Origin of the sequence: Pseudomonas sp. W2I6 (assembly GCF_030815935.1) — a bacterium.
Classification (GTDB): domain Bacteria; phylum Pseudomonadota; class Gammaproteobacteria; order Pseudomonadales; family Pseudomonadaceae; genus Aquipseudomonas.
In genome coordinates, this window is sequence record NZ_JAUSXJ010000001.1 from 6,916,917 (window position 1) to 6,933,688 (window position 16,772).

The 16,772-nt window shown below is 61.6% G+C and carries 15 protein-coding genes; 11 read left to right on the plus strand and 4 right to left on the minus strand.

Annotated elements, in window-relative coordinates; translation table 11 throughout:
• Nucleotides 1-13 precede the first annotated feature (13 nt).
• The 9 genes from QF039_RS31880 to QF039_RS31920 all read left to right on the plus strand — a co-directional run bounded on the left by QF039_RS31880 (nucleotide 14) and on the right by QF039_RS31920 (nucleotide 9,275).
• Nucleotides 14-631: an NUDIX domain-containing protein gene (locus tag QF039_RS31880; RefSeq protein WP_003209505.1), complete on the plus strand. Its 618-nt coding sequence runs from the start codon at nucleotides 14-16 to the stop codon at nucleotides 629-631.
• Nucleotides 622-1,071: a DUF1249 domain-containing protein gene (locus QF039_RS31885; RefSeq protein WP_003209507.1), complete on the plus strand. Its 450-nt coding sequence runs from the start codon at nucleotides 622-624 to the stop codon at nucleotides 1,069-1,071. The genes QF039_RS31880 and QF039_RS31885 overlap by 10 nt, the downstream gene beginning before the upstream one ends.
• Nucleotides 1,072-1,170: 99 nt before the next feature.
• Nucleotides 1,171-1,986, plus strand: a complete 816-nt coding sequence (gene cpdA / locus QF039_RS31890; RefSeq protein WP_087692532.1) for a 3',5'-cyclic-AMP phosphodiesterase — start codon at nucleotides 1,171-1,173, stop codon at nucleotides 1,984-1,986.
• 49 nt (nucleotides 1,987-2,035) lie between these two features.
• Nucleotides 2,036-2,644 (plus strand): YqiA/YcfP family alpha/beta fold hydrolase, encoded by a 609-nt coding sequence (locus QF039_RS31895; RefSeq protein WP_003209516.1) that lies wholly within the window; start codon nucleotides 2,036-2,038, stop codon nucleotides 2,642-2,644.
• A gap of 44 nt (nucleotides 2,645-2,688) precedes the next feature.
• Nucleotides 2,689-4,593 (plus strand): DNA topoisomerase IV subunit B, encoded by a 1,905-nt coding sequence (parE, locus tag QF039_RS31900; protein ID WP_003209518.1) that lies wholly within the window; start codon nucleotides 2,689-2,691, stop codon nucleotides 4,591-4,593.
• On the plus strand, nucleotides 4,593-5,597 hold the full coding sequence (locus tag QF039_RS31905) for an esterase-like activity of phytase family protein (RefSeq protein ID WP_301049764.1): 1,005 nt from the start codon (nucleotides 4,593-4,595) through the stop codon (nucleotides 5,595-5,597). Before parE ends, QF039_RS31905 begins: the two co-directional genes overlap by 1 nt.
• Complete coding sequence (locus QF039_RS31910; protein WP_008439113.1) at nucleotides 5,594-6,115, plus strand: TIGR02281 family clan AA aspartic protease; 522 nt, start codon at nucleotides 5,594-5,596, stop codon at nucleotides 6,113-6,115. Before QF039_RS31905 ends, QF039_RS31910 begins: the two co-directional genes overlap by 4 nt.
• 10 nt (nucleotides 6,116-6,125) lie before the next feature.
• On the plus strand, nucleotides 6,126-8,390 hold the full coding sequence (gene parC, locus QF039_RS31915) for a DNA topoisomerase IV subunit A (protein WP_003217539.1): 2,265 nt from the start codon (nucleotides 6,126-6,128) through the stop codon (nucleotides 8,388-8,390).
• A gap of 177 nt (nucleotides 8,391-8,567) precedes the next feature.
• A complete protein-coding gene (locus tag QF039_RS31920; protein WP_003217538.1) occupies nucleotides 8,568-9,275 on the plus strand; it encodes a membrane integrity-associated transporter subunit PqiC in 708 nt (235 codons plus the stop codon).
• Between the two features lie 187 nt (nucleotides 9,276-9,462).
• Here QF039_RS31920 and QF039_RS31925 read toward each other — a convergent pair whose 3' ends face one another.
• Nucleotides 9,463-10,995, minus strand: a complete 1,533-nt coding sequence (locus QF039_RS31925) for an AhpA/YtjB family protein (protein ID WP_008439111.1) — start codon at nucleotides 10,993-10,995, stop codon at nucleotides 9,463-9,465.
• Nucleotides 10,996-11,129: 134 nt separating this feature from the next.
• Here QF039_RS31925 and serB point away from each other — a divergent pair, with 134 nt between their 5' ends.
• Nucleotides 11,130-12,344 carry a phosphoserine phosphatase SerB gene (gene serB, locus QF039_RS31930; protein ID WP_003217536.1) on the plus strand — a complete coding sequence of 405 codons (1,215 nt, stop codon included), beginning with the start codon at nucleotides 11,130-11,132 and terminating at the stop codon, nucleotides 12,342-12,344.
• 120 nt (nucleotides 12,345-12,464) lie between these two features.
• Here serB and asd read toward each other — a convergent pair whose 3' ends face one another.
• The 3 genes from asd to QF039_RS31945 are packed head-to-tail and all read right to left on the minus strand — an operon-like array spanning nucleotide 12,465 to nucleotide 15,751.
• Entirely contained in the window at nucleotides 12,465-13,325 is an 861-nt protein-coding gene (gene asd / locus QF039_RS31935) for an archaetidylserine decarboxylase (protein ID WP_003217535.1), read from the minus strand.
• A gap of 16 nt (nucleotides 13,326-13,341) precedes the next feature.
• Nucleotides 13,342-14,157: a rhodanese-like domain-containing protein gene (locus QF039_RS31940; protein ID WP_102367974.1), complete on the minus strand. Its 816-nt coding sequence runs from the start codon at nucleotides 14,155-14,157 to the stop codon at nucleotides 13,342-13,344.
• 58 nt (nucleotides 14,158-14,215) lie between these two features.
• Entirely contained in the window at nucleotides 14,216-15,751 is a 1,536-nt protein-coding gene (locus tag QF039_RS31945) for an HDOD domain-containing protein (protein WP_003217533.1), read from the minus strand.
• Nucleotides 15,752-15,917: 166 nt separating this feature from the next.
• On the opposite strand from QF039_RS31945, the gene motA reads away from it, so the two are divergent.
• Nucleotides 15,918-16,769: a flagellar motor stator protein MotA gene (motA, locus tag QF039_RS31950; RefSeq protein ID WP_003217532.1), complete on the plus strand. Its 852-nt coding sequence runs from the start codon at nucleotides 15,918-15,920 to the stop codon at nucleotides 16,767-16,769.
• Nucleotides 16,770-16,772: the final 3 nt, after the last annotated feature.

Here is a 16,772-nt window from a genome sequence, read left to right on the forward strand (position 1 = left end):
AACGAGGGTTGATATGACGGACACAGCGAAATCGACGCCGAGCAAGGTCGAGATTGTTCAGCGCGACAATGCCTACAAGGGCTTCTACAAACTGGATCGGCTGAAACTGCGGCACGAGAAGTTTGATGGCGGCATGAGCCGTGAGCTCAATCGCGAAGTCTTTGTGCGTCATGACGCCGTGTGTGTACTGCCCTACGACCCGCAGCGCGATGAAGTGGTGCTGATCGAGCAGTTTCGCGTCGGCGCCATGGGGCGTACCGACAACCCGTGGCTGATCGAAATGGTCGCCGGCCTGATCGACAAGGATGAGCAACCGGAGGAGGTTGCACACCGCGAAGCCGAGGAGGAAGCTGGCCTTACATTCTCCGCACTCTGGCCGATCACCAAGTACTTTCCGTCGCCGGGTGGCAGCACCGAATTTGTCCACTTGTTCCTGGGCCGTTGCGAAAGCGCCGGGGCCGGTGGCGTCCATGGACTGGAAGAGGAAGCCGAAGATATCCGCGTCACCGTCTGGGCCTTTGAAGACGCCCTGCAGGCGGTACGTGACGGTAAAATTTCCAACGCAGCGAGCATTATTGCCCTGCAATGGCTTGCGCTTAATCGCGCGGAAGTGAGGGGGTTATGGCAGTAAAGGCACGGGAGCGATATCGGGTTGACCTGATCGGGCTGCAAGCAGCCTGCGAGGCCAACTATGCACGGCTGATGCGGCTGCTGCCGGACATGCGCCACACCCCCGAGGCGCGGCGCATTGCCGTGACCCACGGCGACCAGATGCTCGGCGTGCTGACCCTGGAAGTGATCGTGAACTGCCCGTACACCACCACTTTGCGGGTGCGTCAGGAGCACAGCCTGCCGTGGCTGCCGGTGCCGCAGCTGGAAGTGCAGGTGTACCACGACGCACGCATGGCCGAAGTGATCAGCGCCGAACATGCACGACGCTTTCGCAGCATCTATCCTTACCCCAACGTGTTCATGCACCAACCCGATGAGAAAGCACAGCTCAATGTGTTCCTCGGTGAATGGTTGAGTCACTGCCTGGCCCTGGGCCACGAGTTCGAAGTCGTTCGATAGATGTGAACTGCGTCCGCTTCACGGGTTTCCTCTTTGTGTCCTGCCCCAGCATAATCGCCTCAAATGTCCATTCCTGTGATCACGCCCTGGGAGAACGCCTTGCCGAGCGTATCCGCCTTGAACCCTGACGCTTCGGCGTTGCTGGTGCAGTTGTCCGACAGTCACCTGTTTGCCGAGGCGGACGGCGGCCTGCTGGGCATGAATACCCGCGAGAGCCTGCAACGGGTGATCGACACGGTGCTGGTGCAGCAGCCGCAGATTGATCTGGTGCTGGCCACCGGGGATTTGTCCCAGGACGGTACGCTGGAGTCGTATCAGGCGTTTCGTGACATGACGCGGCAGATTCAGGCGCCGGCGCGCTGGATCCCGGGGAATCACGATGAGCCGCAGGTGATGCTGCAAGCGGCGATCAACAGTGCGTTGCTGGAACCGGTGGTGGATGTGGGTAACTGGCGGATTACCCTGCTGGACTCGGCGGTGCCGGGCTCGGTGCCGGGGTATTTGCAGGACCAGCAACTGCAACTGTTGGCGCAATCGTTGAGTGAGGCGCCGACTCGGCATCATCTGGTGTGTTTTCACCATCATCCGGTGTCGATTGGGTGCGCTTGGATGGAGCCCATCGGTTTGCGCAATCCTGAGGCGTTGTTTGCGGTGCTGGATCGGTTTCCGCAGGTGCGGGCGGTGCTTTGGGGGCATGTGCATCAGGAAATTGACCGGGAGCGCAATGGGGTGCGTTTGTTGGCTTCGCCTTCTACCTGCATTCAGTTTGCTCCCGGGAGTGAGGATTTCAGCGTGAGTGAGCAGGCACCCGGGTATCGCTGGCTGCGGTTGCATGCCGACGGGCGGTTGGAAACCGGTGTGGAGCGGGTGCAGGGCTTCGCGTTTCAGGTGGATTACGGTAGCAACGGCTACTGAGATTTCCCTGTAAACTGCGCCTCTTTGGCAGACCCACAGAGGACCCGGAATGTCCGCATCGATCTTGTATATCCACGGTTTCAACAGCGCACCAGCCTCCAACAAGGCCAGCCAGTTGATCACCGTGATGGACAGCCTCGGTCTGGCCGACCAACTGCGCGTGCCGGCCCTGCATCACCACCCCCGCCAGGCGATCCCTCAGTTGGAGGCGGCTATCCGTGACCTCGGAAGGCCACTGCTGGTAGGCAGCTCACTCGGCGGCTACTATGCAACCCATCTTGCCGAACGCCATGGCCTCAACGCCTTGCTGGTCAACCCGGCAGTCAGCCCTCATCGGATGTTCGACGGTTACCTGGGCACCCAGAAGAACCTCTACACCGATGAGACCTGGGAGCTGACCCACGACCACGTCGCGGCCCTGGCCGAGCTGGAAGTGCCGGCGCCCCAGGACGCCCAGCGTTATCAGGTGTGGTTGCAGACCGGCGATGAAACACTGGATTATCGCCTCGCCCAGCAGTATTACCGGGCCTGTGCCTTGCGCATCCAGGCCGGTGGCGATCACGGTTACCAGGGCTTCGCCCAACAGTTACCGGCGCTGTTGAGTTTTGCCGGCATAGGCTCCGATCAGTACCAATCCTTCGATTTCACCGCATTGTGAAACCGCAGGTTACTTTTTAATCGAACGACTCACGACGAGACCCCATGGCCACTCCCAGCGCTAGCTCTTATAACGCCGACGCCATCGAAGTCCTCTCGGGCCTCGACCCGGTGCGCAAACGCCCCGGCATGTACACCGACACCAGTCGGCCGAACCACCTTGCCCAGGAAGTCATCGACAACAGCGTCGACGAAGCCTTGGCCGGGCACGCCAAGTCGGTACAAGTCATCCTTCACGCCGACCATTCCCTGGAAGTGTCCGACGACGGTCGTGGCATGCCGGTGGACATTCACCCGGAAGAGGGTGTGTCGGGCGTCGAGCTGATCCTCACCAAGCTGCACGCCGGCGGCAAGTTCTCCAACAAGAACTACCAGTTCTCCGGTGGCTTGCACGGTGTGGGTATTTCCGTGGTCAACGCCCTGTCGAACCACGTACGGGTCAAGGTCAAGCGCGACGGCAACGAGTATCAGATGACTTTCGCCGATGGCTACAAGGCCACCGACCTGGAAGTGATCGGCACCGTCGGCAAGCGCAACACCGGCACCAGCGTGTACTTCGCGCCGGACCCGAAATACTTCGATTCACCGAAATTCTCCATCAGCCGCCTCAAGCATGTGCTCAAGGCCAAGGCTGTTCTGTGCCCGGGCCTGCTGGTCAGCTTTGAAGACAAAGGCACCGGCGAAAAGGTCGAGTGGCATTACGAAGACGGCCTGCGTTCCTACCTGGAAGACTCTGTCAGCGAATTCGAGCGCCTGCCGAACGAGCCGTTCTGCGGCAGCCTGGCGGGTAATAAAGAAGCCGTGGACTGGGCCTTGTTGTGGCTGCCGGAAGGTGGCGACAGCGTCCAGGAAAGCTACGTCAACCTGATCCCGACAGCCCAGGGCGGTACCCACGTCAACGGTTTGCGCCAGGGCTTGCTGGATGCCATGCGCGAATTCTGCGAATACCGCAGCCTGCTGCCGCGCGGCGTGAAGCTGGCGCCGGAAGACGTCTGGGAGCGGATCGCGTTCGTCCTGTCGATGAAAATGCAGGAGCCGCAATTCTCCGGCCAGACCAAGGAGCGCCTGTCGTCCCGTGAGGCAGCGGCGTTTGTCTCCGGGGTGGTCAAGGATGCCTTCAGCCTGTGGCTCAACGAACACCCTGAATTGGGCCTGGCCCTGGCGGAACTGGCGATCAACAACGCCGGCCGTCGCCTGAAGGCCAGCAAGAAAGTCGAACGCAAGCGCATTACCCAGGGCCCGGCACTGCCTGGCAAGCTGGCGGACTGCGCCGGGCAAGACCCGATGCGCTCCGAGCTGTTCCTGGTGGAAGGTGATTCTGCCGGCGGTTCCGCCAAGCAAGCGCGGGACAAGGAATTCCAGGCGATCCTGCCGCTGCGGGGCAAGATTCTCAACACCTGGGAAGTCGATGGCAGCGAAGTGCTGGCCAGCCAGGAAGTGCACAACATCGCCGTGGCCATCGGTGTCGACCCGGGCGCGGCGGACATGAGTCAGCTGCGCTACGGCAAGATCTGCATCCTCGCCGACGCCGACTCCGACGGCTTGCACATTGCGACCTTGCTCTGTGCATTGTTCGTCCAGCACTTCCGCCCATTGGTGGATGCCGGTCACGTCTATGTCGCCATGCCGCCGCTGTACCGCATCGACCTGGGCAAAGAGATTTTCTACGCCCTGGACGAAGCCGAGCGCGATGGCATTCTCGACCGCCTGGTGGCCGAGAAGAAACGCGGCAAGCCGCAGGTCACCCGATTCAAGGGCCTGGGTGAGATGAACCCGCCGCAGCTGCGGGAAACCACCATGGACCCGAACACTCGGCGCCTGGTGCAGTTGACCCTGGAAGATTTCGCCGCCACCTCGGAAATGATGGACATGTTGCTGGCGAAGAAACGCGCGCCGGATCGCAAGAACTGGCTGGAGTCCAAGGGCAACCTGGCCGAGGTTCTGGGCTGATGCGCAGCGGTTTCGCCCTGGCGATACTGTTGTTGAGCGGGTTGGCGACCACCTCGGTGGTCGCGGCGCCCGTGGCTGAGCTGAAGCTGTTGTCGGAACACCCGGTGGAAGGCATGCGCGGCGGCAACCTGTCGGGCCTGGCCTTATGCGGTAGCGAATTGTGGACAGTCTCCGATCGCGATGACGACCAGATCTACCGGCTCGATACCGCCGGTGACGTCTGGAAAGCAGAGAAATACGGGATTGATGTGCCGCCGGTGCCGGCGTCGGGTTTGCCCTTTGGCCTGCGCTCACGCACCAGGGCAGCTGCGTTGATTCGTGGTGGTGATCTGGATTTTGAAGGCATCAGCTGCGATGCGGCGGGTAACCGTTACATTGTCAGCGAAGCCCACGCGGCGGTTCTCAGGGTGCCTTTCTCCTCAGAACACGGTGAAACGGAGTGGCTGAAGATCGCCCCGGGCATGGTTCGCGAAGCTCGGGCCAGTGGCATGTTGCTGCACTTCAACGCGCTGTTTGAAGGCATCGTGGTGAACCCGGAAGGCAATCAAATCTGGCTCGCAGCAGAGCGTGAGCGGCGCGGGTTGATCTCCATCAAGCGCCCGCAAACCCTCTGGGATTGTGACGGCCCTTGTGTATTGCTGAGCGAGGCCGGCCAGGAGATGCAGCCGGCGCAGTTCCCGGGCGCCAAGGCGGTGTCCAAGGACTTTGCCGACCTGGCGCTGTTCAATGGCAAGCTGTTTACCCTGGAGCGCAATGCGTTTCAGGTGTGTCGCCGGGATGCGGTCACGGCCCAGGTGGAGTTGTGCTGGTCGTTTGCCGATGAAGCGCTGACGCCGAATCGGCGTTATGCCCAGGCCTATGGATTGGCCGAAGCCTTGGTGGTGGACGCTGACGGTGCCTGGATCGGCATCGACAATAACTTCGGTGCCCGCGCCGATGGCGAAAAGCGGCCGGTGGTCTATCGTTTCGCCGCCCCTGCGGGTGGCTGGAGCGCCAAGCCATGAGTGCGCAACCACCCGGCAAGCGCGCCGGGCGTGTGTTGATGTTCGTCGCGTGGGGCGCCGGCCTGTTTTTGGCGACACGATTTTTTGGGCAGTGGGAAGCGCGACAGGAAAACCCCAATGCCGTGGTGACCTCGGAGCAGCACGAGGGTTATATCGAAGTAAAACTGCTGGGCAACGGCCAAGGGCATTTTGTCGCCACTGGCCAGATCAACGGCAAGCCGGTGCAGTTCATGCTCGACACCGGGGCCACCGACGTGGCGGTTCCGGCTGAATTGGCCGACCGTCTCGGGCTTGAACGCGGCATGCCGGTTGGCGTGAGTACGGCCAACGGGCGAACCCAGGGCTTTCGGACCGAGTTGGGCCGCCTGCAACTGGGCGATATCGTCCTTCGGGACGTGCGCGCCATCGTGGTACCCGGTTTGGGCGATGAACAGGTATTGCTGGGCATGAGTGCATTGAAACAACTTGAATTTACCCAGCGCAGCGGCACTTTGCTGCTGCGCCAGACCAAACAATGATGAGGCCCGCATGAGTGACATCCTTGCAGACAGCTTAGATGGCGTTGAACGCCGGTCGCTGGCTGACTTCACCGAAAATGCCTACCTCAACTACTCCATGTACGTGATCATGGACCGTGCCTTGCCGCATATCGGCGACGGCCTGAAGCCCGTACAGCGGCGCATTATCTATGCGATGAGTGAGTTGGGCCTGGACGCTGACTCCAAGCACAAGAAGTCGGCGCGTACCGTCGGTGACGTGCTCGGTAAATTCCACCCTCACGGCGACTCGGCGTGCTACGAAGCCATGGTGCTGATGGCCCAGCCGTTCAGCTACCGCTACACGCTGGTGGACGGCCAGGGTAACTGGGGTGCGCCGGATGATCCGAAGTCCTTCGCCGCCATGCGTTACACCGAAGCGCGTCTGTCGCGGTATTCGGAAGTGCTGCTCAGCGAACTGGGCCAGGGCACGGCCAACTGGGGCCCGAACTTTGACGGCACCCTCGACGAGCCGCTGGTGTTGCCGGCACGTTTGCCGAATATCCTGCTCAATGGCACCACGGGCATCGCCGTGGGCATGGCCACTGACGTACCGCCCCACAACCTGCGGGAAGTGGCCAGCGCCTGTGTGCGCCTGCTGGATGAGCCGAAGGCTACCGTCGAACAGCTCTGCGAGCATATCCAGGGCCCGGATTACCCGACCGAAGCAGAAATCATCACGCCTCGCGCCGACCTGCTGAAAATCTACCAGACCGGTAAAGGCTCGGTGCGCATGCGCGCCGTGTACCACATCGAAGACGGCGACATCATCGTCACCGCGCTGCCGCACCAGGTGTCCGGCGCCAAGGTGCTGGAGCAGATTGCCGCGCTGATGCAGGCCAAGCCGTCGAAGCTGCCGCAAGTCGCCGACCTGCGTGACGAGTCCGACCACGAAAACCCGTGCCGCATCGTGATCATCCCGACCAACAGCCGGGTCGACCATGAAGTGCTGATGCAGCATCTGTTCGCCAGCACCGAGCTGGAGTCCAGCTATCGGGTCAACATCAACATCATTGGCCTGGACGGCAAGCCGCAGTTGAAGAACCTGCGGGCTTTGCTGGTGGAATGGCTGGAATTCCGGGTGCAGACCGTGCGTCGCCGCCTGCAATTCCGCCTGGACAAGGTCGAACGCCGCCTGCACCTGTTGGACGGCTTGCTGATCGCTTACCTCAACCTGGATGAAGTGATCCATATCATCCGTACCGCCGAGCACCCGAAGGCCGAGCTGATCGCGCGCTTCGAGCTCAGCGAAATCCAGGCCGACTACATCCTCGACACCCGTCTGCGTCAGTTGGCGCGACTGGAAGAGATGAAGCTGCGGGACGAACAGGACGCGCTGCTCAAGGAACAAGCCAAGCTCCAGGCCCTGCTGGGCAGCGAGGCCAAGCTGAAGAAGCTGGTGCGCACCGAGCTGATCAAGGACGCCGAAACCTATGGCGACGACCGCCGCTCGCCGATTGTCGAGCGCGCCGAAGCCAAGGCCCTGACCGAAACCGAGTTGCTGCCCAACGAGAAAATTACCGTCGTTCTGTCGGAAAAGGGTTGGGTTCGCTCAGCCAAAGGGCATGATATTGACGCCACCGGTCTGTCTTATAAGGCTGGCGACGGTTTCAAAACCGCGGCGGCGGGGCGTTCCAACCAGTTTGCGGTGTTTATCGACTCCACCGGTCGCAGTTACTCGGTGCCGGCGCACACCTTGCCATCGGCGCGGGGGCAGGGCGAGCCGTTGACCGGGCGCCTGACACCGCCGCCGGGTGCGAATTTTGAGTGCGTGCTGCTGCCGGACGATGACTCGTTGTACGTCATCGCTTCCGATGCGGGCTATGGGTTCGTGGTCAAGGGTGAAGACCTGCAGGCCAAGAACAAGGCGGGCAAGGCGTTGTTGAGCCTTCCGAACAACGCCAAGGTGATCCTGCCGCGTCCGGTGGAAGACCGTGAAGGCAACTGGCTGGCGTCGGTGACGACCGAAGGGCGCCTGCTGGTGTTCAAGATCAGCGATTTGCCGCAGTTGGGCAAAGGCAAGGGCAACAAGATCATTGGTATTCCCGGGGAGCGGGTGGCCAGTCGCGAAGAGTACGTGACCGACATCGCCGTGATCCCGGAAGGCTCGACCCTGGTGTTGCAGGCCGGCAAGCGCACGTTGTCACTGCGCCCTGACGACCTCGAGCACTACAAGGGTGAGCGGGGTCGTCGTGGCAATAAACTGCCGCGCGGCTTCCAGCGAGTGGACGCTTTACTGGTGGAAACGCCCGTTTAAGGCGATATAGAGCGCCCGATCTACGATTTAACCCGTAGATCGACGCTTTCGCGCTGGAGTCATGGCGCATATTCACGGATGATATGGCCTTTCCAGCGCCGGCGTGGCTGAGCGCGTACAGGTTATTTTTGAGTATTACATTGTGGTTCGCCTTGTGGCAGCCACCTGGATGGGATGATGACTGCTCCGCGCCTTCCTTTATTTTTGTTGCTCGCTGGCCTTTTGGGCCTGGCGGGTTGCAGCACACACCAACCGGTGTCGCTGTATCAGCTGGACAGTGGAAGTCCGGCTCAGCCTGCACAAAGTGCCGGCATGGCTGTATTGCTTGGCCCTGTTGTAGTGGCCGACTATCTGCAACGTGAAACCCTGCTGCAACGTCAGAACGACGGCAGCCTGCAAGGTTCCACCGATGGCCGCTGGGCCGGTAGCCTTTCGTCCGACATCAATCAGTTGATGTTGCGCCAGGTGGCTGGCCACCTGGACAGCCAGCGTGTGGTATTGGCGCCGGCGCCGTTGGGTTTTGCCCCGGACGTACAGGTGCTGCTGACCATTACGCGACTGGACTCGGGCGTTTCGCAGCCCGCTATCCTCGACGCGCAATGGCGCTTGATCGACCGTCGTGGCCAGGTGCGGGATAACCGCATCGTGCACTTGCAGGAAGAGCACAGCGGCAGCACCGCGTCCCAGGTCCAGGCCCAGGGTGTGTTGTTGCAACGTTTGGCTGACCAGCTGTCGGTGGCCCTCAAGCCATTGGCCAATCAGCCAGCGGTGGCAGAAGCGCCACGCAAACAGGCCCCGGCGCAGCCCAAGGCTGCGGCACCAGAGAAGCCGAAGATGCCGATGGCCGTGCCGATTCGTACGGATATGGAAGTGTTCAGGTTCTGACCTGAATACACACCAACAAAAAGGCCCGCTGATGAGCGGGCCTTTTGTTTGTGCGGGATCTGAGCGGTACGCAGATCTAATGTGGGAGCGGGCTTGCTCGCGAAGGCGGCGGATCAGTCGATATATAGGCTGACTGACAGGCCGCTTTCGCGAGCAAGCCCGCTCCCACATTGATTTGCGTTGTTCTTCAGTTCTTCGCCCGCGTCTCATGCATCCGCGCCAGCTGGCGCTCAAGCATCGACGGGTAAGGCTCCATCAACCGCTCCACACAGCACGCACCTTCAGGGCTGGCAATCGGGCGGATCCGCGCACGCTGGCGAATCAGCACGTCGTCACTGATCTTGCGTTCCACCAGCAGCAGGTTGCGGCTGTGTTGCGACAAGGCCAGCGCATCCTGGGCAATCTCGGTCAGCAGCAGATCAATCTGGCTCATGCCATACAGATCGTCGCCCACCGTCAGGCCCAATTGCAGTTGCAGGGTGATGCCGCTGTCGGCCACTTCGATTTGCAGCGCATGGCCCAGGGCCCGCAGCAGTTCACCGCAGCAGATGGCGTTGGTCAGGTAGTCTTCGCCGCTGTCTTCGCTGTGGAACAGCATCAAGGTGCTGCCGTCGTTCAGGGTGTGCAGTTCGCTCTGATACAGCGAGGCCGCCTGGTCGAGGCAGTCACGATAACGTTCCAGCAGCTCGGTCAGGCGTGCCCGCGGCAAGCGACGCAGTTGATCCTGTGCGCCCAGTTGCACGGCCAATACGGCGCTGTGCTGGGGCTGGGTGCTGCGCACCGGAGCAGGCTGCACAGCAGGAGCGGTTGGCACTGAAGTATCGCGAAGATCGGCGAACGGGTCTTCTTCGTCCAGTTCGTCTTCTTCTGCCTTGATCACATGACGGGTCGCCGGCTTTTGGGCCGCCACCGGCGCAGACTCGTCGAAGCTCGGGTCCCGCAGGTTGCGCACTTCAAACTCGGGCTCGTCGTCTTCGTAGTCGGTGTCGTCGAACTCGGGCTCGGGTTCAACCTCGGGCACTACGGGCTCCGGCGCGAAGCTGGTGTGCAGTTGGCGGGCGAGGTCGCCGATTTCGTCCTGGCGGTCGGTGGCCGGGGTGTGTTCATCGATATCCCGCAGCCAGATGCGCAGTTGCATCAGTGGCGTGGAGATATGCCGGCCCAGGCGCAGGCTCAAGGCCAGGGACAGTGCCAGCAGGATCGCACTCAGGATACCCATGCTTTGCAGGCTGATGGTCATCGGCTGCTGGAACTGTTGCATGTCCAGGCTGATGCGCAGTTGGCCGGCCTTCACGTCCTGAAACGTGATATTGCTCTGGTACAGGCCTTCGGCTTCACCCAGCAGGCCGTTTTTCGGGCGTTGCCCGGCTTCGGCCATGATCCGGTTGTCCACGCTATAGATAGCGGCGTGGGCCACCAGCGGGTTCTTGGTCAGGTTGTTGAGCAGCACGTTGAGGCTGAGGATGTCGTTGGACACCAACAACTCAGTCGCCGAGGTGGCGGTCTGGGTGGTCAGGCTCTCGCCCAAAGCGTCGGCTTGCTCGTGCATGGCCTGCTTGAACTGCAAACCCATCACGCAGGCGTAGATGACCAGGGCCAGGGCGACCAGGATCACGTTATGGCTGGCGATGCGTAATGCGATCGGTACACGGCGGTGGCGCAGTGCCCGGAAGATCAGCAGGAAGAAGTTATCGGTTTTTACTGGCGTGGGCCGGTTCACTTAAGCTCGGCTCTTTAGTCCGTGAAGTTGACGCGCAGTATAGCGACAGGCCCAAGACCGGCAAAGCGCTGGCTGTGCCCGATGGTCACTGAAAGTGGGTAGAATGCGGTTTTTTTCCAGCTCGGGGGTGCGCTTTGCGCGAAATTGTCCTGATTAACATCACAGGTGAGGACCGTCCGGGTCTCACCGCAGCCATTACCGGTGTTCTGGCCCAGGGTGGTGTGAACATTCTCGACATCGGCCAGGCAGTGATTCACGACACGCTGTCGTTCGGCATCCTGGTGGAAATTCCCAGCACCGAGCAAGCCTCGTCCGTGCTCAAGGACATCCTGTTTACGGCGTATAAGCTCGATCAGCAGGTGCGTTTCACCCCGGTGTCCGAAGAGGATTACCAGAGTTGGGTGGCCGGCCAGGGCAAAAAACGCCACATCGTGACCCTGTTGACCCGCAAGGTGACGGCCGAGCAATTGCAGCGTGTCAGTTCGATCACGGCTCAATACGGTTTGAATATCGACCACATTGACCGTCTGTCGGGTCGTATGCCGTTGGACACGCCGGCGGACAAGGGCAAGGGCTGTATCGAGTTCTCCGTACGCGGTGAGCCGGCAGATCCCCAGGCCCTGCGTGCCGAATTCCTGAGCGTTGCCCAGGAGCTGAATGTCGATATCGCCTTCCAGGAAGACTCGCTGTTCCGCCGCAATCGCCGCCTGGCGGTGTTCGACATGGATTCGACGCTGATCGAAGCCGAAGTTATCGACGAATTGGCCAAGGCTGCCGGTGTAGGCGAGCAGGTTTCGGAAATTACCGAGCGTGCCATGGCTGGTGAGCTGGATTTCCGAGCCAGCTTCAAGGAGCGCCTGGCGCTGCTCAAAGGCCTCGACGTCAGCGTGCTGGACTCCATCGGCGCCTCGCTGCGACTGACCGAAGGCGCCGAAACCCTGTTCGCCGAACTCAAGCGCCTGGGCTACAAGACCGCGATCCTATCGGGCGGTTTCACCTACTTCGCCAAGCAATTGCAGGCCAAGCTGGGTATCGACTATGTGTTCGCCAACGAGCTGGAAGTGGTGGACGGCAAGGTGACGGGTGTGGCCGTGGAGCCGATTGTCGACGCACAGCGTAAGGCTGACCTGTTGCGGGAGTTGGCACACAAGGAAGGGTTGCGTCTGGAGCAGACCATTGCGGTCGGCGACGGGGCAAATGACTTGCCGATGCTGGCGATTGCCGGGTTGGGTGTGGCGTTCCGGGCCAAGCCGCTGGTCAAGCAATCGGCCAAGCAGGCGATTTCGACTTTAGGGCTGGATGGCGTGTTGTACCTGTTGGGCTTTCGCGACCGCGACGGTCAGCTCTGAAGATCGTTCCCACGCTCTGCGTGGGAACGCCGCCCTGGACGCTCCGCGTCCGATTTTGAGGTTGGGACGCGGAGCGTCCCGGGATGCATTCCCACGCGGAGCGTGGGAATGATCGCTAGGTCAGGCTTTCGGCAAACCCATGCCCTGGCCCATCTGCACCGGCGTCCCCGCCTGCAGTGCTTCCGACCATTGAACCTGGTCCGGCCCAAACAGCACGATTGCCGTCGAACCCAGCTTGAAGCGCCCCAGTTCCGCACCTTTTTCCAGGTGGATCGGCCCACGGGCAGCTTCGTCATAACGGAAGGTTTTCAGCTCGCGTTTTGGCGGCGTTACCAAGCCTGCCCAAACCGTTTCAATCGATGCCACGATCATCGCGCCAACCAGCACCACGGCCATCGGGCCGCGTTCGGTGTCGAAGATGCAGGCAACACGCTCGTTACGCGCAAACAGTTCCGGCACATTTTCGGCCGTGGTCTGGTTTACCGAGAAGATTCGGCCAGGGATATAAACCATTTCCCGCAGGGTGCCGGCCAATGGCATATGCACCCGGTGGTAGTCCTTCGGCGACAGGTAAACAGTGGCGAAATCGCCGCCCATGAACGGCGCAGCCACCGCCGCATCGCCGCCCAGCAATTCCAGCACGCTGAAGCTGTGGCCCTTGGCCTGGAACACCCGGCCATGTTCAATCGGGCCCAACTGGCTGACAGCGCCATCGGCCGGGCTCAACACCGCGCCTGGGGTCTGATCCAGCGGGCGTGCACCGTCTTTCAGTGCGCGGGTGAAGAAGGCGTTGAAGTGCTCGTAAGCGGTCACGTCTTCAACCAGGGCCTGGGACATGTCCACTTGATAACGCTTGGCAAACCAGCTGGTGAACGCATTCTTGAACCAGCGCACGCGGCATTCGGCAATGCAACCGGCCAGACGCGACAGCAGGTGGTGGGGCAGCAAGTACTGGCTGAGGATGAACAACTGCTTTTTCATTAACTGTCCTTAAACCTTAAATCTCAACGGGGGTGTCGGGGTGGTTGCCCCATTCGCCCCAGGAACCGGCATAACCTTTGACTCGCGGATAACCGAGCGCCTTGGCCACCAGGTAGGTGAAGCCAGAACGGTGGTGAGTCTGGCAGTGGGTGATGATTTCTTTGTCGCGGGTCAGCCCGAGGTCTTCGAGGATCTGCGGCATGTCGCGGCGGATGCGCAGTTGGCGTGCCTTGTCCATGCCGGCGGTCCATTCGAAGTTCACCGCGCCCGGGATGTGTCCACCCTTGGCCGCGAGGACTTTCTCCCCGGAGTATTCCAGCGGGCCGCGAGCGTCCCAGATGCCCAGGTCGGCAGCGCCGAGGCGGCTTTGCAGGTACTCGCGGGTGGCGGTGGGTTCTTCATGCAACGTAAGGCTGACCGGGCCGCCGGCGCTGGCCGGTACCTCGGTGGACACTGGGTGTTTTTCTTCCAGCCACGCCAGCAGGCCGCCGTCGAGGTAGTGGTATTTCTTGTGGCCGATGACGTCGAGCATCCAGATGAATCGCCCGGCCCAGCCACCGCCTTCGTCGTCGTACACCACGTAAGTGGCATCCGGAGTGTGGCCCAGTTCGCCGAACAGCTTTTCAAGATCGGCCTTGCCCGGCAGCAGGCCCGGCGCTGGTGGCTGGCCCAGTTGAGTGCGTTTTGGATCAACGAAACGTGCGCCGGGGATATGCCCTTCGGCGTAACGCGCAGCGCTGGTGAGGTCCACCAGGATCAGGTGTTCGGCATCGAGGCGACCGAGCAGGTCACTGGCCTCGATGACCAGCGGCAAGCCAGAGAAGTCAGGCATGTGAGGTCTCCTGGGCATAAAAATTGGGCGCTAAGGGAGGGCGATTGTAGCGCAAGCGTCAGGCACTGCGGTTGGTAAAGCTGTGCAGGGCCTTTTCGATGCATTGGGCGGTTTTGCCGAAGGCTTGCACGGTGGTTTCCGAGAACGGCCCGCCGCCCTGGTCGGCCACCATCAGCATCACCACCCGGCCATTGCAGCTCAGGGAGCGCAGCAGCAGGTGTTCGCCCTTGAACAGGCGGCGCAGTTCCGGCGGCAGCAGTGCCGAGAACTGGGCGTGGTTGTCGGGGTTGAGGCGCACCTGGGCGGACTTGGCCAGCAGGCGTTGCAGCAGGGTGCTTTGCGCCACGTCGAGGCTCATGTGGTCGGCGTCCTTCGGCAGGCCGTCGACTTGATGCACACGTAGCGTGCTCAAGGTTTTGTCCGCCATCAGCAGCATCACCCGTTGCATGCCGCAGGCCACGAGGGCTTCCTTGGCGCAGGTGGTCAGGTGCATGGCATTGGCAAAGCGGCTGGGCTCTACGAGCAATTCGGTGCAGCGCTTGCGCCAGATCGCCAGGGACTCGGCGGTGGGTGGCGGTGCCGGCAGCAAGCCGTGGTGAACGCGCTGCACATCCCATGGCCAGATCAACGACAGCGCCGGGTGCCACAGGTCGCGCATCAGGGTGCTGCGGGCGCTGATCGCCGCGTGTTGGTGGGACTGTTGCTGCACTTCGGCCAACGGTTGCTGCAGGTAAAGCGCAGTGAGGTATTGCCAGCGCTGGGTGTGCGGGCAGGTCCAGGACTCCTGCGCCGCCAGCGCCAGGCCGTTGGCCAACAGCACAGTGTTGGCCGGCTGGTTCAGCCAGCGGCGCAGGTTCGGGTCGGCATCCAGCAACTGCTGTTGGCGCAACGGCTCGTCTTCACGGGCAATGCTCAGCGCCTTGACCAGCAAGCGTTGTTCCGTCAGCAGTAACGTATAACCCTGGGATACCCAGATCGGCAGGCGCCAGGTGTTGGTCAACCCCAGGCACAGGTCCAGCAGGCGTACGCCGAACAGCTCCTGTTCGACTGTGCGTGCCGATTCGCCCTTGTGAATCACCCGCAGCTCCCATTCTTCCAGCAGCTTGGGATAGGCAATCGCCATCGGCCACAGCGGCGAAAGGAACAGCAGGCTGCCCCAGTGAATGTCTTGCCACAACCGCGCCAGGCGGCTGGCGAACAGGCCGCTGGCTTGTTGCGACGCGTGCTGGCTGATCATCTGCAGCTGGCGCAGGGCCACGGGGATTTCATTCAGCGGCACGGAAGGCAGGCGCCGCAGCAACTCCTCGGTGCGCTTGAGACCGAGGCGATTGATCGCCACTTCGAGGTTTTCTGCCGGCTCCGCGAGGCTGCCGTGGGCCTGGTTGTTGGCCTCGCGCATCACGCTCAGCACCAGCGCCGGGCTGTTCTGCATCAGCTCTGCAATATCCCGCAACGAACTGCGGTTGTCGCCGATGGCCTTGCAAACCCGGTCGTGGCTCGCCTGTGGAACAGGCAACAGCACATCGTCCAGGCGCTTTATCCAAGCGGCGAGGGTGGCGGGTTTTTGAGTTGGGACTGTCGTTTCATTTGCCATGATTGGGGCGCGATCATCACTTGCGGTCAACACGCCCGGGACGGGCCGAACTGGTTTTTCGCCATAACGGGCTATAGTCTGGCGCAGATTTGCCGATAAGTAGAACAAGAGTTTTCAACTCTTGCGAATATGACCCTGAACCCGACGGCGCAAGTACTCATCCCCTATGGCTAAAATTATCGGCATCATCGTCGTCATCGCGAGCGTGCTCGGCGGATACGTCCTTTCCCACGGCAAGATTGCGGCGCTGATCCAGCCTTTCGAAGTGCTGATTATCGGCGGTGCGGCGTTCGGCGCATTCCTGCAGGCCAACCCCGGCTACATGACGATGCACGTGATCAAGAAGTCGCTGGGCATGTTCAGCTCGCGCTTCTCCCACACCTTCTACCTGGAAGTGCTGGGGCTGATCTACGAGATCCTCAACAAGAGCCGCCGCGAAGGCATGATGGCCATCGAAGGCGACATCGAGGACGCCGCGGCGAGCCCGATTTTCGCCAAGTACCCGGCCGTGCTCAAAGACGAGCGCATGACCGCCTACATCTGTGATTACCTGCGCATCATGTCGTCCGGCAACATGGCGCCCCATGAGCTGGAAGGCCTGTTCGACATGGAACTGTTCAGCCTCAAGGAAGAGCTGGAGCACCCATCCCACGCCGTGACCGGCATCGCCGACGGCATGCCCGGTTTCGGTATTGTTGCCGCGGTGCTCGGGATCGTGGTGACCATGGCCTCCCTCGGTGAAGGCGACCAGAAAGCCATCGGCATGCACGTCGGTGCGGCACTGGTAGGTACCTTCTTCGGTATTCTCGCGGCCTACGGTTTCTTCGGCCCGCTGGCCACGTCCCTGGCCCACGATGCCAAGGAAGAAGTGAATCTGTACGAAGCCATCAAGGCCTGCCTGGTGGCTTCGGCTTCCGGCATGCCGCCATCGTTGGCAGTGGAGTTCGGGCGCAAGGTTCTGTATCCGAAGCACCGTCCAAGCTTCGCTGAGCTGGAACAAGCGGTTCGCGGTCGCTAAGCC